The organism is Streptomyces sp. NPDC018947, assembly GCF_044390505.1.
Lineage (GTDB): Bacteria > Actinomycetota > Actinomycetes > Streptomycetales > Streptomycetaceae > Streptomyces.
Genome location: NZ_JBIRZD010000024.1, coordinates 1 through 19,966, shown reverse-complemented (window position 1 = coordinate 19,966; position 19,966 = coordinate 1). Strand labels below are relative to the sequence as shown.

At 69.9% G+C, this 19,966-nt stretch carries 21 protein-coding genes and 2 pseudogenes; 12 read left to right on the top strand and 11 right to left on the bottom strand.

Annotated features, from left to right (window positions below; genetic code table 11):
- Positions 1-1,465: 1,465 nt before the first annotated feature.
- Complete coding sequence (locus ACH499_RS32720) at positions 1,466-2,413, top strand: hypothetical protein (RefSeq protein ID WP_399020467.1); 948 nt, start codon at positions 1,466-1,468, stop codon at positions 2,411-2,413.
- A gap of 30 nt (positions 2,414-2,443) precedes the next feature.
- Here the strand turns inward: ACH499_RS32720 and ACH499_RS32715 are convergent, their stop codons facing one another.
- Both ACH499_RS32715 and ACH499_RS32710 read right to left on the bottom strand, forming a co-directional pair.
- A complete protein-coding gene (locus ACH499_RS32715; RefSeq protein WP_399020465.1) occupies positions 2,444-2,614 on the bottom strand; it encodes a hypothetical protein in 171 nt (56 codons plus the stop codon).
- Between the two features lie 87 nt (positions 2,615-2,701).
- Positions 2,702-3,403, bottom strand: coding sequence for a hypothetical protein (locus tag ACH499_RS32710; RefSeq protein WP_399020463.1), 702 nt, complete (start codon positions 3,401-3,403; stop codon positions 2,702-2,704).
- Positions 3,404-3,668: 265 nt separating this feature from the next.
- Between ACH499_RS32710 and ACH499_RS32705 the strand changes: the two genes are divergently transcribed.
- Complete coding sequence (locus tag ACH499_RS32705; protein WP_399020461.1) at positions 3,669-4,031, top strand: hypothetical protein; 363 nt, start codon at positions 3,669-3,671, stop codon at positions 4,029-4,031.
- Between the two features lie 194 nt (positions 4,032-4,225).
- Here the strand turns inward: ACH499_RS32705 and ACH499_RS32700 are convergent, their stop codons facing one another.
- Entirely contained in the window at positions 4,226-4,405 is a 180-nt protein-coding gene (locus tag ACH499_RS32700; RefSeq protein ID WP_399020459.1) for a hypothetical protein, read from the bottom strand.
- On the opposite strand from ACH499_RS32700, the gene ACH499_RS32695 reads away from it, so the two are divergent.
- From ACH499_RS32695 to ACH499_RS32685, 3 genes and pseudogenes are all read left to right on the top strand, one after another.
- The gene (locus ACH499_RS32695) at positions 4,404-4,841 is read left to right on the top strand and encodes a hypothetical protein (RefSeq protein ID WP_399020457.1); all 438 of its coding nucleotides are present in this window, start codon (positions 4,404-4,406) and stop codon (positions 4,839-4,841) included. The genes ACH499_RS32700 and ACH499_RS32695 overlap by 2 nt on opposite strands.
- Positions 4,838-5,176 carry a hypothetical protein gene (locus ACH499_RS32690; protein WP_399020455.1) on the top strand — a complete coding sequence of 113 codons (339 nt, stop codon included), beginning with the start codon at positions 4,838-4,840 and terminating at the stop codon, positions 5,174-5,176. The genes ACH499_RS32695 and ACH499_RS32690 overlap by 4 nt, the downstream gene beginning before the upstream one ends.
- Positions 5,173-5,322 (top strand): annotated as a pseudogene (locus tag ACH499_RS32685) (AAA family ATPase); the annotation flags it as partial. The gene ACH499_RS32690 and the pseudogene ACH499_RS32685, both read left to right, overlap by 4 nt.
- Positions 5,323-5,548: 226 nt before the next feature.
- Here ACH499_RS32685 and ACH499_RS32680 read toward each other — a convergent pair.
- From ACH499_RS32680 to ACH499_RS32670, 3 genes are all read right to left on the bottom strand, one after another.
- Positions 5,549-6,760 carry an MFS transporter gene (locus tag ACH499_RS32680; protein ID WP_399020453.1) on the bottom strand — a complete coding sequence of 404 codons (1,212 nt, stop codon included), beginning with the start codon at positions 6,758-6,760 and terminating at the stop codon, positions 5,549-5,551.
- Positions 6,761-6,822: 62 nt separating this feature from the next.
- Positions 6,823-7,758 (bottom strand): EamA family transporter, encoded by a 936-nt coding sequence (locus tag ACH499_RS32675; RefSeq protein WP_399020451.1) that lies wholly within the window; start codon positions 7,756-7,758, stop codon positions 6,823-6,825.
- 171 nt (positions 7,759-7,929) lie between these two features.
- Positions 7,930-8,574: a disulfide bond formation protein DsbA gene (locus ACH499_RS32670; protein ID WP_399020449.1), complete on the bottom strand. Its 645-nt coding sequence runs from the start codon at positions 8,572-8,574 to the stop codon at positions 7,930-7,932.
- A 233-nt stretch (positions 8,575-8,807) separates the two neighbouring features.
- Here ACH499_RS32670 and ACH499_RS32665 point away from each other — a divergent pair, with 233 nt between their 5' ends.
- A complete protein-coding gene (locus ACH499_RS32665) occupies positions 8,808-9,689 on the top strand; it encodes a LysR family transcriptional regulator (RefSeq protein WP_399020446.1) in 882 nt (293 codons plus the stop codon).
- Between the two features lie 156 nt (positions 9,690-9,845).
- Here ACH499_RS32665 and ACH499_RS32660 read toward each other — a convergent pair.
- Together ACH499_RS32660 and ACH499_RS32655 are read right to left on the bottom strand one after the other, a co-directional pair.
- Positions 9,846-10,263, bottom strand: a pseudogene (locus tag ACH499_RS32660) (methionine adenosyltransferase domain-containing protein); the annotation flags it as partial.
- The gene (locus tag ACH499_RS32655; RefSeq protein WP_399020444.1) at positions 10,254-10,628 is read right to left on the bottom strand and encodes a hypothetical protein; all 375 of its coding nucleotides are present in this window, start codon (positions 10,626-10,628) and stop codon (positions 10,254-10,256) included. The gene ACH499_RS32655 and the pseudogene ACH499_RS32660, both read right to left, overlap by 10 nt.
- Between ACH499_RS32655 and ACH499_RS32650 the strand changes: the two genes are divergently transcribed.
- From ACH499_RS32650 to ACH499_RS32635, 4 genes are all read left to right on the top strand, one after another.
- Positions 10,618-10,764: a hypothetical protein gene (locus ACH499_RS32650; RefSeq protein WP_356205730.1), complete on the top strand. Its 147-nt coding sequence runs from the start codon at positions 10,618-10,620 to the stop codon at positions 10,762-10,764. The two genes, ACH499_RS32655 and ACH499_RS32650, sit on opposite strands and share 11 nt — an antisense overlap.
- Before the next feature lie 546 nt (positions 10,765-11,310).
- On the top strand, positions 11,311-11,988 hold the full coding sequence (locus ACH499_RS32645) for a GGDEF domain-containing protein (protein ID WP_399020442.1): 678 nt from the start codon (positions 11,311-11,313) through the stop codon (positions 11,986-11,988).
- Between the two features lie 196 nt (positions 11,989-12,184).
- Positions 12,185-13,993 (top strand): DNA cytosine methyltransferase, encoded by a 1,809-nt coding sequence (locus ACH499_RS32640; RefSeq protein ID WP_399020440.1) that lies wholly within the window; start codon positions 12,185-12,187, stop codon positions 13,991-13,993.
- Between the two features lie 190 nt (positions 13,994-14,183).
- The gene (locus ACH499_RS32635; RefSeq protein ID WP_399020438.1) at positions 14,184-14,711 is read left to right on the top strand and encodes a hypothetical protein; all 528 of its coding nucleotides are present in this window, start codon (positions 14,184-14,186) and stop codon (positions 14,709-14,711) included.
- A gap of 400 nt (positions 14,712-15,111) precedes the next feature.
- Here ACH499_RS32635 and ACH499_RS32630 read toward each other — a convergent pair whose 3' ends face one another.
- The 3 genes from ACH499_RS32630 to ACH499_RS32620 form a co-directional block, all read right to left on the bottom strand.
- A complete protein-coding gene (locus ACH499_RS32630; RefSeq protein WP_399020436.1) occupies positions 15,112-16,410 on the bottom strand; it encodes a hypothetical protein in 1,299 nt (432 codons plus the stop codon).
- Positions 16,411-16,827: 417 nt separating this feature from the next.
- Positions 16,828-17,583: a mucin-2 gene (locus tag ACH499_RS32625; protein ID WP_399020434.1), complete on the bottom strand. Its 756-nt coding sequence runs from the start codon at positions 17,581-17,583 to the stop codon at positions 16,828-16,830.
- Positions 17,584-17,846: 263 nt separating this feature from the next.
- Positions 17,847-18,224 carry a hypothetical protein gene (locus ACH499_RS32620; RefSeq protein ID WP_399020432.1) on the bottom strand — a complete coding sequence of 126 codons (378 nt, stop codon included), beginning with the start codon at positions 18,222-18,224 and terminating at the stop codon, positions 17,847-17,849.
- Between the two features lie 948 nt (positions 18,225-19,172).
- On the opposite strand from ACH499_RS32620, the gene ACH499_RS32615 reads away from it, so the two are divergent.
- Both ACH499_RS32615 and ACH499_RS32610 read left to right on the top strand, forming a co-directional pair.
- Positions 19,173-19,304, top strand: a complete 132-nt coding sequence (locus ACH499_RS32615) for a hypothetical protein (protein WP_399020430.1) — start codon at positions 19,173-19,175, stop codon at positions 19,302-19,304.
- Between the two features lie 359 nt (positions 19,305-19,663).
- Positions 19,664-19,966 (top strand): transposase (locus ACH499_RS32610; protein WP_399020576.1); only part of this gene is annotated, 303 nt, incomplete at its 3' end.

Here is a 19,966-nt window from a genome sequence, read left to right as displayed (position 1 = left end):
ACCCGCGGGGATGGTCCCGGTGTGCCGGGAAGCCGCGCCACGGTGTGGCTCTGCTCCCCGCACCCGCGGGGATGGTCCCCATAAGCCGAAGTTCAAGTCTCAGGATGAAGGCTGCTCCCCGCGCCCGCGGGGATGGTCCCCGGCCCGCTCCCGCCGTCCACCGCGACCTGGCCTGCTCCCCGCACCCGCGAGGATGGTCCCGTCCACCGACTGGAGTTCACGGCCGACAGGTTCTGCTCCCCGCACCCGCGGGGATGGTCCGGCCTGGGTGAAGGTCGACACCGCCATCGGCATCTGCTCCCCGCACCCGCGGGGATGGTCCCACCGGCTCCGGCTTGCCCGTCCCGTTGGCAACCTGCTCCCCGCACCCGCGGGGATGGTCCCATGCGGCCGAATCAACTCCGTTGACAGGGCCGCTGCTCCCCGCACCCGCGGGGATGGTCCCCTGTGCACCGGCCGGGCGACGTCGTTCCGCCACGGCAGCCTGCTCCCCGCACCCGCGGGGATGGTCCCGCCCGTTCCTGGACGCCCTACCTCAGGACGGTCTGCTCCCCGCACCCGCGGGGATGGTCCCGACGCGAGGTCGATGCCGCTCCTGGTGCACACCTGCTCCCCGCCCCGCGGGCGTGGTCCCGAAGACCCCTGCGCCTTTCCGGGACTCCGCGACTTCTCCCCGCACCCGCGGGGATGGTCCCGCGGCCGTCTGCCGGTATCACGGCTGGTCGGCCTGCTCCCCACAGCCACGGGGATGGTCCCTCCGACCCGTCCTCGTCGGTCTCCACGACGACCTGCTCCCCGCACCCGCGGGGGTGGCCCCAGGCCGGCCGTGTGGCGGAGGACTGCAAGCGCCTGCTCCCCGCACCCGCGGGGATGGTCCCTGCTCGGCAGGATCGGGGACCTGACGGGCGGCCTGCTCCCCGCACCCGCGGGGATGGTCCCCGGGCTGGGGGTACAGCTGCTGCCTGCCCCAGCCGGTCGATTGCTTCGGCCAGCTCGGGGGCGAGTTGCTCGGCCTGCTCATCGGGCCGGGTGAGGTCGATGGCGCCGATCTGGCGTGCCCAGACTTCGAGCGGGACGGTGGGCCGCGCGTACGCCTCGCTCCGGGCCACGCGGCTCAGTCGGCTTCTTCGTCGACTCCCAGGCGGACACTGTGGCCTGGCGCACCTTCAGCGCGCCGGTGACCGCCGACGGCAGCGGAGCACGGGACGCGACCAACGCGTCGAACAACTCGGCGATGGAACACTCCTGACCCCACACACACCCCACCCCTAGAACCGTACGAATCAGGCACTTCTGGCGTACAAATCTGCGTACAAATAGCGTTCGTGGCGTGGAGGTCGGTCATGGCCAGGGAAGGGCTGGAAACGATCGCGTCGCGTCAGGCCTGCGTGGGGAGATAAGGGCGGTCACATGCACTGAGTAATCAGGGGGTCACGTGGGGTGGAAAGACGCGTTCGGTGACGCGATGAACGAACTGGAGGCCGTACGCAAGCAGCTTGACCGTCTCGACGATCCGACTGTCGGGCTGACCGCACTGCACGGTGACCTCACGCAGAGCCGCCTGAAGATCCTGGAACAGATCCAGGCGGGCGTCACCGGACTGCGCGAGGAGAACCGGGAGGTCCGCCGACGCCAGGACCGGATGATCAGCGACCTGAACGAGGCGAGGGGCGAACTCCGGCAGCTCGTGGACCTTGCCGGCGTCCTGCGTTCCGTCGCGCCGCCCGAAGGGGCAGGCGACAAACTCGGCGAGGACACGCAGGCGCATTCCGGGGGGACTGCGCAGTCACCCGAGCTCAAGGCGGAGGCCGGCTACGGCTCGCCCGCCCCTGCCATAGCGCATCCGCCCGTCTCGTCCGACACCAAATCCCAGGGGGGAACCATGGAGAACACCGAGCACCAGCCGCAGCCGCAGCCGGAGGCAGGGAGCGAGGACCAGGACCTCGCGCTGAAGAACGCCATCGAGGCCGCCTACCAGGGCAGCGGCCCCTCCGCCGGACAGCCCTCCGCTGCCGCGCCGCAGGCCTCAGTCGGCACGGATGACCCACGCATCGCCCACGGCGTCCTGCTGCTGAAGGCCGCCGGTGTGGCCTCCGCCGAACTGATCGCGCACCGCGACACCTGGGAGTGGCTCGCCGCCCTGGCCGTCGACCACAGCCACTTCCGCACCCCGCCCTCGGTCGAGGACTTCAAGGAAGGCCGCGTCCGCACCGTCCTGTCCGGACGCTCGCTCATCGCCCTGCTGATCGAGCTGTGGAACACCCGCTCCACCGCCACCCCGCTGCAGGGCGACTGGGCGCTGGCCATGACCACCTACAACCGCATCGCAGCCGAACTCACCGACATCGCCGGACAAGGCGAGACCATCCGCATCGTCCTGGACGACGGTCTCCCCCACGAGACCGGCGACTGACCCGGACCCGGCGATTCGAGCGCCTGGGGATCACACCATCTGCTGGATCCAGTAGCTGACCAGGCTGGCGATGGCCAGCCCGCTGCCGTAGGCGAGACCGCGCACGAAGTGCCCCGCAGCAGCGCGGCGCTGAGGCCGGGACCACGGGCGGCGCCGGGAGGAAGGCCGCTGATCGTCCGACGGAGCAGGAGAAGTGGTCACAGAACGGATCCCTTCTGGGGATATAGCTGAAGGGAGCCTCCCGGGTGGGGATGGTGCCCGGAAGGCTCCCTTCAGCGGTGGGTGAGGTCAGTGGCTGGTGAGTTCGCGCAGGCGGTCCGCGAGGCGGCGGTCGGGTCGGCCCAGCAGGCCGTCGTCGTACTGGTCGGCCAGGTGGTCGACCTCTTCCCGCAAGCCGCCGATGGGTACCACTCGGTGGGCGCCGATGTGGGCACGGTAACCAGCGAAGTTCTCCAGCACCTCGATCAGCGTCGCCCTCTCACCGACGTTCAGGTCCTCGCCCTCCGCGTCGGCCAGGACGTCCTCGACCCGCTCCCACCAGGCGTCCGCTTCCCTCAGCTCTCCGTTGGTGAGGTGCTGGAGGTACAGGCAGTAGGCGGCCGCGCCGTGGTCGGCGCCCGCGGCGAACCCCCACCAGAACCGCGCGCTCTCGGGATGGTTGGCGAGGTAGAGGGAGCAGGCGAGAACGTGGATCCCGTCGATGTCCAGATCGTCGGTCCAGCCGTCGAAGACGGTGCGGGGAGTGCCGACGATGTCGGCGAGGTACTCCACGTGCGAGGCCGCGCCGGCCTGGGTGACGCTCCAAGAGGTGCCAGCCGTCAGCCGACGACGGGCCAATGTGCAGTCCGGCCGTTCCGGTACTGGCGCCGGTGCCGGAGCCGGGAGATACCCGGCGTCCTGGGCCAGGCGGCGCAGGCCGGCGGGCACGTCGAAGGGGCGGCGTGGCTCGCACGTGGACGCGCTCGCCAGACGTTCTTCCCAAGTGTTCATACGGCTTCCTCCCCCTGGCACTTCAGGATCCGCTGGTAGACCGGGGACAGGCGCTCCCGGGTGGATCCTGCGCGTGGAGCGCAGCCAGTACAGCGACTACGTCTCCTGCTACGCGCGCCGCCTCCCGGAGCGCTGACCGGCGTTCTCCGTGCGCCCCCGGCCGCCGCCCTTCCCTGGGGCCGGGGTCGTGCGGTGTCCGCCCGGTCACCCGGACCAGGCGATAGGCCCTCCCCGGAGGTCACCGTGCCCCTCTCGCCGCTCTCTGATGGACGCTGCCGCCGCTCGCTTCGGCTGGCGCCGTGCCTACGGCGACACCACCACGGTCGACGCGCTGCTCACTGAGCAGTCCAAGGCCGCGTACACCGAGGCCGCTGATCACGCCGCGCTGGCCACCGCGCAGAACACCGAAGCCCTGGCCGTGCAGCCTGGCGTCTTGGACGCCCGCGGCCGGATCCTCGCCGACGTCCTCTACCTGGAGGGCGTCCTGGCCGGGGCCTGCAGCCGCGGCCTGCCGAGCGAGGTCGTCAAGCGCCTGGAGGACGTCGTCGACCACGGCCGCGAGATGACTGTGCTACTCGCCGCCGCCGTCCGCACCACCGCCGCCGCCCACACAAGCAGCGGCAACTGAGACGCCCGATCGGCACCGCATTGAGCTGAAGCCTCACCCCCGCCGCTCCTGCCCGACTGCCGGGGCGCGGGCGGTGGCCTTCCAGGCCCGGCCGGAAGAACCTCCGTACTTAACGACCCGGCCCCGGCCGCACCGGTCGGGGCCGGGGCTGCCGGGTGGTCGCGCATCGGCAAAGGGCCGGCCACCCCGCTCCCTCACCTCTTCGAGATCAGGAGACCACCAGCATGCCCCGTCTGTCCCGCTCCACCGAGCGCCTTGCTCTCTTCGGCACCCTGCTGGCCACCTTCGGCGAGCTGCACCCCCTCTGCGAGCACTGGGTCCAGGAATCCAAGACGGCGATGCGCAAGCGCCTGTACGGCGAGGACCTGTTCCATGCCGACGGCTCCCCCCGCCACGCCGGACTCCACCCGTCCGACGATGACCACCAGCGCGCTCGGAAGGCGAGCCGTGGCCTGCCACGTCGCGTCCTACACCGCCGTACAGCTCGGGGCGACCGTCGCGATCACCCGCGCCTTCGGCTACCGCGTCACGCCCACCGCGTTGCTCGCCGGCGCGGCCATCAACGCCTCCACGCACGCCGCGATCGACCGCGGAGCCATACTGCTGTGGCTGGCGAAGAAGACCGGCAAGACCCGCTACACCGAGCACTGCAAGGCCGCCCGCGTCGACGACGACGGCAAGGCCACCTCGGAGCTCACCGGGCCGGGCAGCGCGTGGATGGAGCTGGGCGCGGCCCTGCACCGCGCCATCGGCATCGGAGCCGCCGCGGTCACCACCTGGCTCACCACCCGCCCCGGCGGCCGCCGATGAGCCGCACACGCCTTGACCGCGTCCGCGCCTCGGTCGGCATCGCCTCGCTTGCCCTTCAGCAGATCGAGGACGACCTTCGCGCCGACGACGTCGACGCCCGCGAGCTCGCCGCGATCCTGCGCGAACTCCAGGAGGGCATCGACACCCCGGCGGCCTCTTGGATGCTCGAGCAGGTGGTCAGCACCGCCGCGCGCTGGGCGGAGCAGCTCGAGCCGGACCGCGACGGTGACGCTTCCTGCCCCCTGCACGAGGCCGCCGCCCTGCTCAGTGACAACGCTGGGCAGCGCCTGAACTGGGCTGCCTGCGCCCTCGCCCCCCAAGGAGATACCGCATGACCTCGGTGCTGTACCCGGACCTGCCCGAGAATGGACTGATCGTGCTGATCGGCGCCTCAGGTGCGGGCAAGTCCACGCTGTCCCGCACCTGGTCGGCCTCCCAGGTCCTCTCCCTCGACGCCCTGCGCGGCGTCGTCAGTGACGACTTCTCTGTCAAGTTCAGCGTGTTGAGCTGAGGCGGTCTCTCCGGCAGCCAGACAATCGATGGTGCGCTGGACGTGTCGAAGGACGTTGACGGACTCTGCGAGTACCGAGGCAATGACCGTCCACATCCGCAACTCTGCGCTGGTGCAACGCCAACGCCCGCCACCTCGACGTACTCGCCGCTCAGCGCAAGGAAGGGACTGCTGTCCGGCGTGGTGCTCCACGCGTTCATGCGGAGACCGTGTTCGCGGCTTTCCGGCCGGTGCCGAGCCTGAGGAGTAGCGAAGCCCCGGTCAGCGCCACGCCGAACCACACGACACTGGTGACACCCATATTGTCGGCGAACAGTCCGCCCAGAAGCGCTCCGAGCGCGATGGACGTGTTATAGGCCATGGTATTGAGCGACATCGCGGCTTCGAAGGTCTCGGGCGCGGCAGCGAGGGTCATGTTGACCTGGCTCAGCTGCACGGCGCCGAAGGACAGCCCCCAGAGGATCAGCGCGACGAGCACGCCCACTTTCCCGTCGCCGATCGTGAGCAGCAACAGCAGGGCCGCGATGAGTCCCATGCCACCGACGATGAATGTGCCCCGCAGGCTCTTGTTCACCGTGTATCCGGCGACGAAGTTCCCGACGGCACCTCCGATACCGAAGATGATCAGCACAACGGTGATGAAGGCGGCTGTGGCCGATGCACTGTCTTCCAGGAAGGGCCGCACGAAGGTGTACGCCCCGAAATGGCCAAGCACGAAGAAGACGACGATGAACAGCACCGTACGCAGCTGCACGTTCTTGAGCGGGAGTTCGAAGACTTCCCGGACCGAAACCGCGTTCGTTGACGGAAGCGACGGAATGGTGGCAGCGACCGCGAGGAACACCAGCACGCTGAGACCGGCCCAGATGACGAACGTGGTGCGCCAGTCGGTGTAGCTCTCGATGATGGTGCCCAGCGGGATGCCCACCACGGTGGCGATCGAGATGCCAGACATCACGACGGCGGCTGCCTTGGTCGCCTGCCGCTCCGGCACGATACGCATGGCCATGCTCACGCCGATCGCCCAGAACACACCGCTGGCGAACCCCATGATGAGACGCGTTGTCAGGATGAGCGGATAGTTCGGCGAGATGGCGGTGATGAGGTTACCCAGGGCCAAGATCGCCAGGAGTGTCGACAACAGCATGCGCCGGTTGACACGCCTGGTCCAGGCCACGATGAAGGGTACGCCCAACCCCGCCGCGACACCCTGCGCCGTGACCATCAGCCCGGCGGCACCCACGGAGATGTCCAGGCTGTCGCTCAGCGGGGTGAGCAGGCCGACGGGCATCAGCTCAGTGGTGAGGAAGACGAACAGACTGGCTGTGATGGCGGAGACACCGAGCCATGCCCGTAATGCCGAAGGCGGGCGTTCTTCCTGAGGGATCATTTCCTGCTGTGTGACCATTTCGTCACTCCTATAGATTCGGGCTGTAAGGCTTACGGACTTCTCGAAAGTTCTTCACCGGATCAATGCGCCGTCTTAGCTCGGGCACCGCTGGTTTCGTCGCGGTGAAGAGGCTCGTGGGTGCCGGGCTTTTGCGGCTTGGCCGGCCGTGGTTGCGCCAGCAGCATGGCCGTGAGAATCGATACGGCACCGATCAGCTGAAAAATCGACAACGTCTCGTGGAGAAAGACGTATCCGAGGATTGTTGCGACGATCGGGCTGCCCAGGGCGAGGAAGGAAACCGCCAGCGCCGGCAACCTCTCTATCCCGCGGAACCAGATCATGTAACTGATGACAGCGCCGAGGGAGACGAGATAGGCGAACCCGAGGAGGTTGGTTCCCGTGGTGCTGGACGGCAGTCCCTCGATGGCCAGCGTGAACGGCAGCAAGACCACTCCGCCCACGGTGAGTTGCCAGCAGGTGAAGGGAAGCAGCCCCACTCCGTCCGGGCGCCCCCACCGCTTGGTCAGCGTGATGCCGGTGGCCATGCACATCGCGCCGCCCAGCGCCGCCACCACACCGACGTAGTCGAGTTCCACCGTTCCCCTGAACACGAGCAACACGACACCGACCACGCCGAGGAGACAAGCCGCCACATGGGGGAACCGGATTCTGTCGCCGATGAACAACGCCGCCAGGATGAGTACGAACATCGGCTGCGCCGACATGATCACCGCCGCGATGCCACCGGGAAGTCGATAGGCCGCGACGAACAGCAGGAAGTTGAATGCGCCGATGTTCAGGGTTCCGAGCACCAGGGTGCGCCACAGCCAGGCCCCGGTTGGCAGCGTGCGCGCGAGGGCCAGCAGAAACAGGCCCCCTGGAAGCGCCCGCACGGTGGTGGCCAGCAGGGGACGATCCGGCGGCAGCCACTCGGTTGTCACCAGATAGGTGCTGCCCCAGACCGCCGGCGCCAGTGCTGTCACACCGGCGGTGAGAAGTTGCCGCCCGCTCTTCATGTCGCGCCGCCTCCCCTACCGGGACACCTGTCATCGGCATCGCTGATGAAAGGCAGGACAAATGCGTTCACGTTCAACTGATTCCTTGATGAAGGAGGTCGGTCCCGCGACCAGACAGTCGTCGGGAAGGAGCGGCAGCCGGGTAGTGCGGCGACAGGCCGCCCACGTAACTCAGTCGAAGATGGCTTCGCGGGTGCGGGTGCGCTTGATCTCGAAGAAGCCGTCGGTGCCCGCCACGGAAAGGACACCGTCCCAGAGGCGTCCAGCGGCCTCGCCGCGCGGAGTGGGGCTGATCACCGGTCCGAAGAAGGCGACGGGCTCGCTGTCGGGGCCGGGAACATGGATGACAGGGGTGCCGACCTCGGAGCCGACTGGGTCCATGCCGGCGTGGTGACTGACGCGCAGCGCCTCGTCGTAGTCCGTCGTGTCCGCCGCCTCAATCAGGTGGGCCGGCAGATCGGCATCGGCAAGGGCCGCGAGCATCATCTCCCGCCCCAGTCCGGCCTGCTCGAGATGAATGCGGGTTCCCATGGCGCTGTAGAGCGGACGCAGCACCTCGGAACCGACCTTCTGCTGGGCCGCGATGCAGACCCGCACCGGCCCCCAGCCCTCGATCATGCCCCTCCTGTACTTCTCCGGCACTTCCCGTCCCTCGTTGAGCACCGAAAGGCTCATCACGTGGAAGCGCGCTTCGACAGGGCGGACCTGTTCGACTTCCAGCAACCAGCGGGAGGTGATCCATGCCCACGGACAGCGCGGATCGACCCACATGTCGGCGACGGTGACCGTCTGCGACCTCGGCGGAGTAAGACTCATGACCGGCTCGTCCTCTCGATTGAACTCTGGTTGCCGCCAGCTTGCTCAAGCTCGGGAGAGAGCACCGTGAGAACGGGCGAGGGCGGAATTCCCCAAGGAGCACCGATGCGGGGCCCGTCAGAAAGCCCGCGGTGCGGCAGCTGGACTTTGGCACACGCACAGTCTCAGTCCGCAGCCATCAATGAGTCCAACACATGCTTGTCAGCTCATCTATCGTGGTCAACGATAGATGTATGGAGCTCCAACAGATGCGCTACGTGGTTGCCGTTGCCGAGACGAACAGCTTCACCCGGGCCGCCGAACGGTGTCTGGTCGTCCAGTCCGCCCTCAGCCACCAAGTCGCCCGCCTCGAAAAGGAACTGGGCGCGAGACTCTTCGAGCGCACCAGCCGCCGGGTACGGCTGACGCCGGCCGGTGCGGCCTTCCTTCCCGCAGCTCGGCAGTGTCTGGATGCCGCCGAGCGTGCGGCCAACGAGGTCGCCGCAGCCGTCGGCGAGGTACGCGGACGGCTCGCCGTGGGCGTCATCCCGTCCGTCGCCGCAGTCGATATCCCGGGCGCCCTGCGCGACTTCCACCAGCAGTATCCGAACGTGCGCATCAGCCTGAGTGTGGGCGCGAGCGACGGACTGGTCGAGCAGGTGAAGTTGGGAGGCATCGAGGTGGCCTTCCTCGGACTGCCGACGACGGTGCGTCCCGAAGGCGTCAACTCCCGCGAACTCGCCCGTGACCGGCTGGTCGCGGTGGTGGGGCCGGACCATCCGCTGGCCCAGGAGTCGGCGGTCGACCTGCGCAGGCTGTCCTCCGAGGTGTTCGTGGACCTGCCGGCCAAGACAGCCGGACGTGTCCAGTCCGACCTGGCCTTCTCGGCCGCCGGTGTCCACCGCGACGTCGCCTTCGAGGTGACCAACGCAGACTTCCTGGCGCGACTGGTCGGACAGGGCCTCGGCGTCGCCATGCTCCCCTCCGCCTACGTGGCTCAACTCAGCGGCGTCATCACCATCGAGGTCACCGACGCACCGACCCGCGTCGAGTACATCATCTGGAGCCGCGACAACAGCACGCCTGCGGCCACCGCCTTCCTCGCCATCCTCGGCATCTCGGTCGATGACAAATGACGGGGAGGTCGCCGCCCCGGCTACCCGGGCAGGCGACCTCGACGTGCACTCGGCGGGGAGCCGCGAGAGCGTGCTTCTTGAGTTCACTGCGTTGCGGTGGATTTCGAGTGTCGCTGTCGAGCGGTTCAGCGTGATGTAGTGCAGCCCGGGGGCCCCTTCTACCTTGGCGGTGTCGAAGGTCTCGACGAACAGACCGACCGGCTTGGCCTTGCTGATGGCGTACGCCACCTGGACCGCGCAGCGGGTGGCGAGACCCGCGGCGACCATGTTCTTGGCGACCCAGCGCATCGCGTACGCGGCGGAGCGGTCGACCTTGGACGAGTCCTTGCCGGAGAAGGCGCCGCCGCCGTGGCGGGCCGGGCCGCCGTAGAAGTCGATGATGATCTTGCGGCCGGTCAGGCCGACGTCACTCATCGGGCCGCCGATCTCGTGGCGGCTGGTGGGGTTGACCAGGAGGCGGTAGTTCTCCGTGTCGAGCTTGATGCCCTCGTCGAGCAGCGCCTTCAGCTCCGGGTCGACAACGAACTCCTTGAGCCAGGAACGAGTCCAGGCCGATGTCGGAGGCTACTTGAGAAAGGGCGCCTGCACCGGGAGCGTGCGGCCCAATGAAGCGCGATCCGCCAGTTCATGGCGCAGGCGACCGTTCTTCACCGTGGCCTGATGCAAGGCACCCGCCAGCGCCTCGAGGTCAGCTTTGAGCTGGGTGATCTCCTTTGCGTCGGCTGCCCTGAGCTCCTTGAGCCGCCGGAGCTGCTGGCGCAGACGCCGCTCGCTGTCCGGCGTGCCTCCCCGGGCCCGTACCTGCTCGTAGAACTCGGCCTTCAGGTCGGTGTGCCGCTGGGTGAGCGCGTTGCGGGGGACTTGGGCCTCGAGCGCGAGAGCGATGACGGTCAGGGCGCGGTTGGAGTGCTCGGGGTGGCCGGCCAAGATGCGGTCCATCGCTGCGCGGATGCGGTTGATCGACAGCCTCCAGAGCCGCCACGGCGCGCAGCAAGACATCGCCGACGCCCTCGACGTCAAGCGCAACCAGATCCTCCGGCAGACCAAGCGCTACCGGTCCGCCGACCAGGGCTGAACCCGCGCGCCGTTCCGGCCCGCCTTCTGGGCCGGAACGGCGGCACCACCTCCGCCGCGACCGCGACGGGCTTCCACGCGGCCCCAGCCACCGAGGCCGGGACGGCGCGGTGGCCCCTCACGCACCAGGCAAGGAAGGAGTGGGTCGTCATGCCAAACCGCGAGTTCTACGAGGTAGACGTCCCAATACACGACACGGCCAACCCGGACCGCCGGGGTCTGCACGTCTTCACCGGCGAGGCGGACTCCCTCACCACGGCCCTGCGCCGCGCGCACGAGGTGTACGACGCCGCGCTCGCCGCGCACACGGCCGGACTCGAAATCCCCGGCAAGCAGCCCGACAGCTGGGGAGCGCGCGGGCTGAGGCCCGGCTGGCAGCTGGAGTGGCCCGCCGCGAAGGCCAGCCCCTGGAAGAGCCCACAGCTGGACCACCCACAGCGACTTCTCGCTGTAGCTCCGCCCCGGGACAGGCGCACAACGGCGTCCAAACCAGTTCGCCTGCCCCGGGCCTACCCACCCCGTACGAGACGAGAGGGAGACCCCCAGTATGGACTCCGTCCTGCACACCCGGGCCCGAATCGGGCAGCGCGCACTCTTACTGACCACCGCCGCCCTGCCGTTGACCGGCTGGGCCGTCCACGCCGTCGCTCTGCACAGGCAGCTCGCCGCCACCCGTAAGGATCCGCTGACCGGCCTGCTGCGCCGCGACGCCTACACCGCACGCGCCCGCCGGCTCCTGTCCCGACACGGTGACGGCGTGGCCGTGGTCATGGTCGACGCCGACCACTTCAAGGCCGTGAACGACGGCTTCGGGCACCCGGCCGGGGACACCGTGCTCTCCGCGTTCGGCGCCCGGCTCACCGCGTGGGCGGGCCCGCGCGCCGCCGCCGGCCGCCTCGGGGGCGATGAGTTCGCCGTGGTCCTGGAGCCCCCCGCCACGCGCCGGGAGCAGCGCCTGGCGCAGCTGATGCGGATGCTGCACACGCCGGTCGCTCTGGACGACGTCCGCTCCGTCGATGTCGCCGCCTCCGTCGGTGCGGCGAGCCCGGACACGGTCGGCGTACGCGATCTGTCGGCGTTGCAGAGGGCGGCCGACGCTGCCCTGTACGACGGCAAGCACTCCGGTCGCGCGGTCGTCGCCACCGCCGCGCACGTCACGGTGCCGTCCGTGAACGGACGCCGGGCCGGCCGCCCGGGCACAAGCCTGTGGGGGCGAGCCGCATGAGTACCGTGACTCTGCCCAAGGGTGACCGGGCCGGCGGCCTCAGTGGCCGCCCTCAGCCCCGGTCCTGGCGGTTGGCCCCTGCTGGACGCAGGCCGACCGATCGGCCGTCCCACCCTGCGCCAGCCGTCCGCGTCACCTGCGCCCGCTGCGGCGGCTACCCAAGCACCCGTGCCGCTCACCGAGAGGTCGCCTTCTGATGCCCGGCCCATCCCGAAAGAAGCCCCGCACCGCGACGCACCGGCCAGCGACCCGACAGCGACGCTTCCGACACGACGAATACGTTGCGGTCGACCTGTTCTCCGGATTCGGCGGCCTCACCAAGGGCATCGAGGACGCGGGCTTCACCACGATCATGGCCGCAAACCACAACGCGTACAAGGTGGAGGTCCACGAGGCCAACCATCCCGACGCCGAGCACTGGATCGCTGACCTGGTCGATCCCGAGGCCGCCGACTATCGCTCCGCCCGGGACCTTCCCCCAGCCGACCTGCTGGCCGCGGGCGTGAGCTGCATCAACCACTCACTCGCCAACACGATCCGGGCCTACGAGCAGGGCGCGACCTTGTTCGAGCTGGAGGACCCCGACTACGAAGCGCAGGTCACCCGCTCGGAGCGGGACCGGGCCACCGCGAACTGTGTCTTGCACTACGCACAGCAGCACCGCCCGCGGCTGATCCTCGTCGAGTGCACGACCCAGCTCACGTCCTGGGGAACGGCGCTGCCCGGCCGGAAGAAGGTCGGGGACGGTTCGACCTACCGGTGGTGGCTCAAGCAGTTCGACCTGCTCGGCTACGACCACAAGGTGCTGTACCTCAACAGCCAGTTCTTCGGGGTGCCGCAGTCCCGTGACCGCGGCTACTGGGTGTTCTGGGACAGGTCGCTGCCCGCGCCCGACCTGGAGCACCGGCCGGTGTCGCGCTGCCATCCCTGCGACAAGGACGTCGAGGCGGTGTGGACGTGGAAGACCGGCATCCCGGCTTCCGGCACCGTGATGTACGGCAAACAGTACGAGTACCGGTGCCCGTCCTGCCGCCGCCCGGTCGTCCCGCCGACGACCCCGTCACTGACAGCCCTGGACCTCACCGATCTGGGCACGCGCATCGGTGACAAGCCGGTCAGAACCTTCGCGGACGGCTTCGTCGGTCCGCTCGCGCGGTCGTCGATGGCACGCGCCGAACGGTGCCGACGCCGCTTCGCCGACCTCCCCGCGATCCTCACGCCAGCGAAGGGTGTGCACGGCTCAGGGGCGTGTCTGCCGCAGCCGATGGCAACGCAGACCAGCCCGCAGGAGACCGCGGTTCCGTCGAACGGGCCGGTCGTCCAGCCGCTGTGGGCCCAGGGCGCCGCTGACGCATTGACCGTCCCGGCGATGGCGCTCGCGGTGGACAACTTCCAGGGCGCGGCGCGCGGCGCCGGGGAACCGCTGCCCACCCAGGTCGGACCGGAGACCCTCGCCGTCTTGTCCTCTGGTGTCATCCCGTACCAGAAGAACACGCTGCCCGCGATGCACAAGGAGGCGATGCCCACCGTCACTGCGGAGCAGATCCCGGCCGTGCTGACAGCGGCCGGCTGGTACAAGCAGAACGGCCCCATGGGGGACGAGACCGCGCCTCACCCGGTCACGGACCCGCTCGGCACCATCACCCCCCGCGACACCACCGCGCTGCTCATGGCCCAGTGGCAGGCAACGCTCGCGGAACTGCCGCTTGAGGACTGCTTCTACCGGATGATGGCGGCGCACGAGATCGGCCGCGGCTGCGGCTTCGACGTCGACATCAACGACTACCGCGGCACCTTCAAGGTCTGGGGCAGTGCCAAAGACCAGGTCGACGGCTTCGGCAACGCCGTCTCCCCCGGGGTCGGCGCCTGGATCGGGGCTCGGCTGCGGGCCGTCCTTCACAGTCCTCAGGACAGCAGCCCCACGGGAGACCTCACGGGCAGCCGCATGAAGCAGCGCGGACGGCCACCCGCCCCGAACCCGGCTCCAAGCCGGACCGGACTCTGAGCCAAGGCAGACCGCCGGGGACACGGCGGCGGCCGAGGCGGGGCTCGGGCTGCCGACCCCGCGCGGCTCGCTCCGCATCAACGCCTTCGACCCGCTAGTTCTACGCCCCGGGACGGCCGTCATCGGCCTGGAAACCACGTCGACCGTCGCGGGTCACCCACCCCGTACGAGACGAGAGGGAGACCTCAGTATGGACTCCGCCCCGCGCGGACAGGCCCCCCAGGGGCAACGCGCACCCCGACTGACCACCGCCACCGCGCCGTTGACCGGCACAGGCACGGCCAACGACCTGCCCGAGGGCGACTGGATCCGCGGCATCAGCGTCCAGCAGCCCCACGCCACCTGCATCCTGACCGGTGCCAAGGGCATCGAGAACCGCCCCAAGCCCTGGAGCTGGCGCGGCTGGATGCTCCTGCACGCAGGCCGGCGGATCGACCGGCCCGCCCTGCGTGTCCCGCTGATCGCCCGCACGATCCGCGGCCGCGAGCTGCCCACCGGAGCCGTGATCGGCGTCGCCCGCCTGGTCGACTGCCACCAGGACCTCGAGGGCTCCGAGCCCTGCGCGCCGTGGGCGCAGGTCGGCGCCTGGCACCTGGTCCTCCAGGACGTTCAGGAGCTGCCGCTGCCGGTCCCCGCCTCCGGGCAGCTCGGGCCGTGGAAGCCGACCGAGGACCTGCTGGAGAAAGTGTTCCAGCAGGTGCCCGCCTTCCGGCCGTGACCCGCCCGGGACGCACGAAGAAGGAGTCGCCGAACACCCGCTGGCGACGGCTGGCCTCGGGCCGGCAAGCTCTCCTCGTGCGGGCACGCCTGCGCTGCGGACTCTCTCAGCGTCCACTCCATCAGGGTCGGCATATTCCTGGCGGGCACCGCCGGTGCAGTACGCCAGCACCTGCCCGTCCTCGACATCGACGTCGACGACTGCCAGCGGCCCGCGGCCCGGGCTTCCTTCCGTGCACCGTCTCTGGGCGCAGTGCGACCTGCTCGGCAGGATCGGCAGAAGCGGGGGCGGCCGGGATGCTGGCCGGCATCGTGGCTGAAGCGGCAGTGGGGCGCGGGGTAGAGCTCCGCGAGCTTGTTCAGCAGCCGCGTCGCACTTTTTCCCGTGCAGGGTTCGTACATCAGCGCTGGAGGGACTGCTGTGCCCAGGTGCGCAGCTTCGCGTCCGGGTCTTTCAGGAGCCCGACGGCCGCTTGTCGTGCCACGGCCCCGTCGTGCGCAGCGAGCAGCCGGAAGGCAGCGAGGCGGACGTGCCGCGGCCGCTCGGAGCCGACGCGTTCCAGCAGCCAGTCGACGGGCAGAGCCTTCGCCGACGGCAGCAGGGCGAGGGCGGTCTCGCGCACGACCCCGGCGGCGGGGTCGTCGAGGAGCGGCCGCACACGCTCGGCGCACGCGCAGTCCAGTGTCCGCAGTCCGGCTACCGCCGCCGCTCGTACTCCGGGCGCCGGGTGCGCCAGCAGCGGCCACAGCAGTCCCGCATCCGCGCAGTCCCCGCACTCGGCCAGCCCGATGACCGCACCGGGCGGCACGAGGGGAGTGTCGGGCCTCGTGCACTGCTGCCGGTACCAGGCCGCCGGGTCGCCTCCGTGCTGTCGTACGACGTACCGGGCGCAGGCGCGTACCAGTGCGGACCGGTCGCTGAGGAAAGGCTTTGCCTGTTGTGGGCGTTCCGCGCGGCGCAGTGCGGTCACGCCGGCCGAGCGGGTGCGCGGATTGCGTGCGGTCAGCAGCGGCGGCAGGACGTCTTCGGACGTCTGCACGTCGGACAGGGCGGTGAGCGCTGCTGTGGCGCACAGGTCCTGGATCACGGTGTCCTTGTCCTGTGCGGCTGCGCGGGCCAGTTCGGCGGGGTGGAGCAGCCCGGTCTCGACGGCCAGCCGGTAGGCGAATCGCCGTGCGATGCGGTCGGGGCAAGACAGGAGGGCTGTGAGCTGCTCGCGGGGTGCCCGGCGCAGGACCTCTTCGAGCAGCTCGATGCCGAAGGCGCCTCTGTCTCTGCGGCCGACGCGCAGGAGCAAGGGCGCGAGGGTGACGGCAGTGTCCGCGTGAAGGGTCTCGCGCAGGAGTTGCCGGGCGCGTTGGCGTACGGGGCCGGCCCAGTCGGTGCAGCGGATGACGATCAGTTGCAGCAGGCCTGGGTACCGGGCCGCGCACGGCACCGCCTCCTGGCGGATGCGTCCGTCGCGGTGGCAGAGGGCAAGGGCGAGCCGAGACTCGCCGAATTGGGTCAGATCGGCAGGCAGCGGGGCGGTGTGCTCCCACTGCGGCAGAAGGTGCGAGTGGTACCAGGCCACGTCACGCACTGCTGTGTCCAGGGCGAGCCAGTGGTCAGGGTCGGTGACATCGAGCGCGCTGCACAGGGGCGCACCTTCCGCCAGCCGCACCGCTACGACCCTCGCGTCCACGGTATCCTCACGCATCCCTGCCCCCATCCCCGACCGTACCGAGTGATCGTAAAGACCTGCTGCGCGGCCAGTCCATGCAGCCGCTACCACCTCGGCAGGGCAGGACCGAACACACTCGGGTCGCCGGCTTGCCAAGAGTTGCCGAGTCGGTGTGACTGTTCCGGTCGGCCGCGTTGGTGCAGGCGAAGGGGGTTCTTGAGTGGTTCTCGGTTCGTTCCAAGGTCATCTCAATTGGCGGGCGTGCAGTAGCAGATGAGGGATCGGGTGCATGGGCTGCTTCTTCCGGGTGCCGGGGGTTAGAGCAGCAACCGGAAGAGCGGGACTGGGCTGGGCGTGGCCCGGCGGCCAGGGCGGAGCGCGGACGCGGAGGGCCCCGCCTGTGGGTGCAGAACAGGGCCGGTTCGCGGATGCGGAGTATGCGGCGGCGGGTGGTCAAGGGGCCAGGTCGGCCAGGAGGGCGGTCGCGTTGTCCGCGTAGACCTGGTTCGGGTCCAGGGCGCGGGTGGTCTTGACGGCGGCGTCGACAGCCAGGTTCACCAGGTCCCGGACGGTGCGAATCAGGTCGTCGCCGTCGCACTCGGTGAACAGGCAGTGTCGGGGGTCCTCGTGGGGCTCGTACGCGCCGTCCGAGGCGAGCAGCAGGCGGCAGGGGCCGGTGATGTTCCGGGTGGTGGTCTCGATCGCGGGGTGGCCGTACTGGCGCTGTCTGTCCTCGTCGGTGGCGTCGGAGCCGAGGAACGAGGTGATGTGGTTCCGGTTGCCGCCGTACGGATAGGTGGCGGTGGGGGGGTAGACGCGGCGCTTGTTGTGGTCGTCGGTGAGGCGCACTGCGATCCCGCGCTCCATCAGGTACGCGCGGGAGTCGCCGCACCAGGCGACCGTCAACGGCTTGCCGGGGGCTTTGACGGCGACCACGGCCGCCGCCTTGTCGCTGTATCCGTAGTGGATGGCGTCTTGTCGGCACAGGTTGTACACGTGCCGCAGTCCGGACTCCGCGCTGCCCCGGTGGGCGGCGGTTCGGGCGATCTGCCGGGCGGCGCCGAGGGCCCATCGATGGGTTGTCTCGCGTCGGCCGATGCCGTCCAGGAGAACGTACGCGCGGGTTCCGTCCGGGGAGGTGCGGACGGCGGTGGCGTCGCACTGGCCGGGGTCGGTTCCGGTGTGCTGGGCGGTGGCGTAGGTGCGCATGAGTAGGGGTTCCCTTCAGCGGGCCGATGGCGGGTGCCGGACCGCCCCGGGGGGAGGGGCGGTCCGGCGGCCGGGGGCTCGACCGCACCCGGGTGAGGGGGCGGGAGCGCCTTCCGGCACCCCGACACTCCCCCAGCCGGAGGCAAGCCCCGCAACACCCGGCCGGGAGCGAGGTGCCTTGGCGGTGCGCGGCCGGGTCGACGGACGCGAAAGGCCCACCCCGGTGGGCGGGTGGGCCTCGAGCGTGTGGATGTTGGTGTGGGTCAGTGCTGCGGCGGGATCGTCGTGCCGGGGGTGACGATGGGCACGGTGTCGGTCCACGGCTCGGTGTCGGCCCGCTCGGTCTTGAAGTGGCTGCGGGCGATGTGCTCGGCGGTGGCCGCGTCGGGGGCGGTCACCCGGTAGGAGGACATGCCGTTGTCCTCGAGGAAGATGGACAGGTCTTCGTCAGTGGTTTCCTGCTCATGGGGTGTTGGCAGCGTGCCGAGGATGATCAGGTCATGGCCGAGGTCGGCAAAGACGACAGTCCACTGATCGATGCCCGCCGTGTCGTACGGCTGGGCTGACATGGCCTTGAGGAAGTGGGCGGTCGTCCGGAACTCCTCGACGCAGTCGTACAGGGGGTTGTCGGTGGAAGCCAACGAGTGCTCCTCTAGTAGAGGTTGCTCGGGACGGCCCGGCAGGCGTCCGCAGTCCCCGGTGGGGTGCCGTGAGGGCGGGAGAGGCCGGGGCGGGGCCGGGCCGCGCGCGGGCTGGGAGGGGGCTGCACCCGGCGCGGCCCGGTAGTGCCGGGCGGCGCGGCCGACCGAGGGGGTCACGGTGGCCGCTGCTCTCACCCAGCGGCGCCAGGCGCACACGCCACACGAGAAGAGGGTTCGTGCAGGGGCACTCCGGCTGAACGCAGCATGCGACAGCAACCAGTTAGCGGCACAAGCCCGACCGGAACCGGAACCGGTACCGAGAACGGTCCAGTCCGGTCCGGGCGCTGTGCGATGGGGCGGGGTGGGCGTGCGCCCCGGCCCTGCCCTGCGGGCGCAGGACAGGGCCGGGGCTGCGGAGCGCGGCGAGGCGCGGGGGGCAGGGGCGGCCGAGGTGCAGGTGCACAGCCCGCTGTCGACGATGTTCAGCGCGCGGGCGGCGAGGCCAGCGAGCCGGGTACGGGGGCGTGCGGCAGTCGTGACCATGGGCGCGGACCGTAAGCGGCCGCCGTTTGCGTCGCGCTGTGAGCTACGTCGCTCAAAAAAGTTTGGGCGGGAAAGGCGGGCCCGGAACCACAGGGCATGCCCGGACCGGAACCATGCAGCGGCGGCCACCGAAACCTCGTAGGACGGCACGGCGGCCGCCGACGACGCTCCTCCGTGTCCGGGCTGGTCACGTCCTCCGCCGTCCCGGACCCGTGCGGAAAAGGGGCTCATCCCTGTACGGAATCTGCGGGGATTTCCACCAGGAAACGCCGCCCGATCAACCCATCTTCTACGCCCTGACCTGGGCAAATAACTGAACAGGGAGCGTCCCCCGGTATCTCGCCGGAGCGTGCAAGATGCCGTTCGGAGCGCAACACCGCGCCCTGAGATCGGAGGGGGAACCTCATGCAGACCATCGTCGTGGTCACCGTCCCGGCCGTCATCACGGCTGCCGGGACGATCGTCGCCGCCTTGATCAGTCGGCGAGGGCGGCCTCCGGGCGGTCAGGCCGAGGATGCTGGCGGCGCTGACAGGTGAGGTGACGTGGATCGGGCCAGAGAACCACGTCACCTCACCTCCCGGTCAGTCCGGGCGCGGGGCCGTGGGGCGGCCGAGGGGGCGCGGCGCAGGCGAGCGGGCACCCTGCAGACGGCGTGGGCCTTACGTCCGGTGGGACCGCAGGTCAGCCGGTGAGACGTCGACCACTGTGCGGGCGGGGTGCTGCGGTGACGTCGTCGCACGACTCGTACAGGCCGAACCACTCCTCCGGCTCGTCGGTCGTGCCGCCCAGGGCTACCAGGCGGGACGCGCCGCTCAGGAACGACTTACTGATCGTTTCAGAATGAGTTGAGCTGTGGATCTTGTGCTCGGTGATCTTGATCGGCAGGGTGTTCCGAGTGCGTGCTGATCTTGTTCCAGATGACTTGTGGGAGCGGGTGGCTCCGCTGTTGCCGTCCGTTCCCGAACGGCGCCGTCGCCACCCGGGTCGACTTCGGGTTCCGGACCGAGCGGCCCTCGCGGGCGTCATGTATGTGCTGCGGACTGGTGTCGCTTGGCGCGATGTTCCGGCCGAGACCGTGGGCTGCTCCGGGGTGACGGCCTGGCGCCGGCTGCGGGACTGGACCGAGGCCGGCGTCTGGCCGCGTCTGCATGCCGCCCTGCTGACCGAACTGCGCCGCGCTGACCTTCTGGGCCTGGAC

Coding starts and splice junctions, on each gene's coding strand:
- ACH499_RS32710 (WP_399020463.1), bottom strand. CDS start 3,403: ATGAACACTTGGGAAGAACGTCTGGCGAGCGCGTCCACGTGCGAGCCA.
- ACH499_RS32680 (WP_399020453.1), bottom strand. CDS start 6,760: ATGGTCACACAGCAGGAAATGATCCCTCAGGAAGAACGCCCGCCTTCG.
- ACH499_RS32675 (WP_399020451.1), bottom strand. CDS start 7,758: ATGAAGAGCGGGCGGCAACTTCTCACCGCCGGTGTGACAGCACTGGCG.
- ACH499_RS32625 (WP_399020434.1), bottom strand. CDS start 17,583: ATGCGCACCTACGCCACCGCCCAGCACACCGGAACCGACCCCGGCCAG.
- ACH499_RS32720 (WP_399020467.1), top strand. CDS start 1,466: ATGAACGAACTGGAGGCCGTACGCAAGCAGCTTGACCGTCTCGACGAT.
- ACH499_RS32705 (WP_399020461.1), top strand. CDS start 3,669: ATGGACGCTGCCGCCGCTCGCTTCGGCTGGCGCCGTGCCTACGGCGAC.
- ACH499_RS32630 (WP_399020436.1), bottom strand. CDS start 16,410: ATGCGTGAGGATACCGTGGACGCGAGGGTCGTAGCGGTGCGGCTGGCG.
- ACH499_RS32650 (WP_356205730.1), top strand. CDS start 10,618: ATGCGGTCCATCGCTGCGCGGATGCGGTTGATCGACAGCCTCCAGAGC.
- ACH499_RS32655 (WP_399020444.1), bottom strand. CDS start 10,628: ATGGACCGCATCTTGGCCGGCCACCCCGAGCACTCCAACCGCGCCCTG.
- ACH499_RS32665 (WP_399020446.1), top strand. CDS start 8,808: ATGGAGCTCCAACAGATGCGCTACGTGGTTGCCGTTGCCGAGACGAAC.
- ACH499_RS32695 (WP_399020457.1), top strand. CDS start 4,404: ATGCCGACGGCTCCCCCCGCCACGCCGGACTCCACCCGTCCGACGATG.
- ACH499_RS32615 (WP_399020430.1), top strand. CDS start 19,173: ATGCAGACCATCGTCGTGGTCACCGTCCCGGCCGTCATCACGGCTGCC.
- ACH499_RS32700 (WP_399020459.1), bottom strand. CDS start 4,405: ATGGAACAGGTCCTCGCCGTACAGGCGCTTGCGCATCGCCGTCTTGGA.
- ACH499_RS32635 (WP_399020438.1), top strand. CDS start 14,184: ATGGACTCCGCCCCGCGCGGACAGGCCCCCCAGGGGCAACGCGCACCC.
- ACH499_RS32645 (WP_399020442.1), top strand. CDS start 11,311: ATGGACTCCGTCCTGCACACCCGGGCCCGAATCGGGCAGCGCGCACTC.
- ACH499_RS32690 (WP_399020455.1), top strand. CDS start 4,838: ATGAGCCGCACACGCCTTGACCGCGTCCGCGCCTCGGTCGGCATCGCC.
- ACH499_RS32670 (WP_399020449.1), bottom strand. CDS start 8,574: ATGAGTCTTACTCCGCCGAGGTCGCAGACGGTCACCGTCGCCGACATG.
- ACH499_RS32640 (WP_399020440.1), top strand. CDS start 12,185: ATGCCCGGCCCATCCCGAAAGAAGCCCCGCACCGCGACGCACCGGCCA.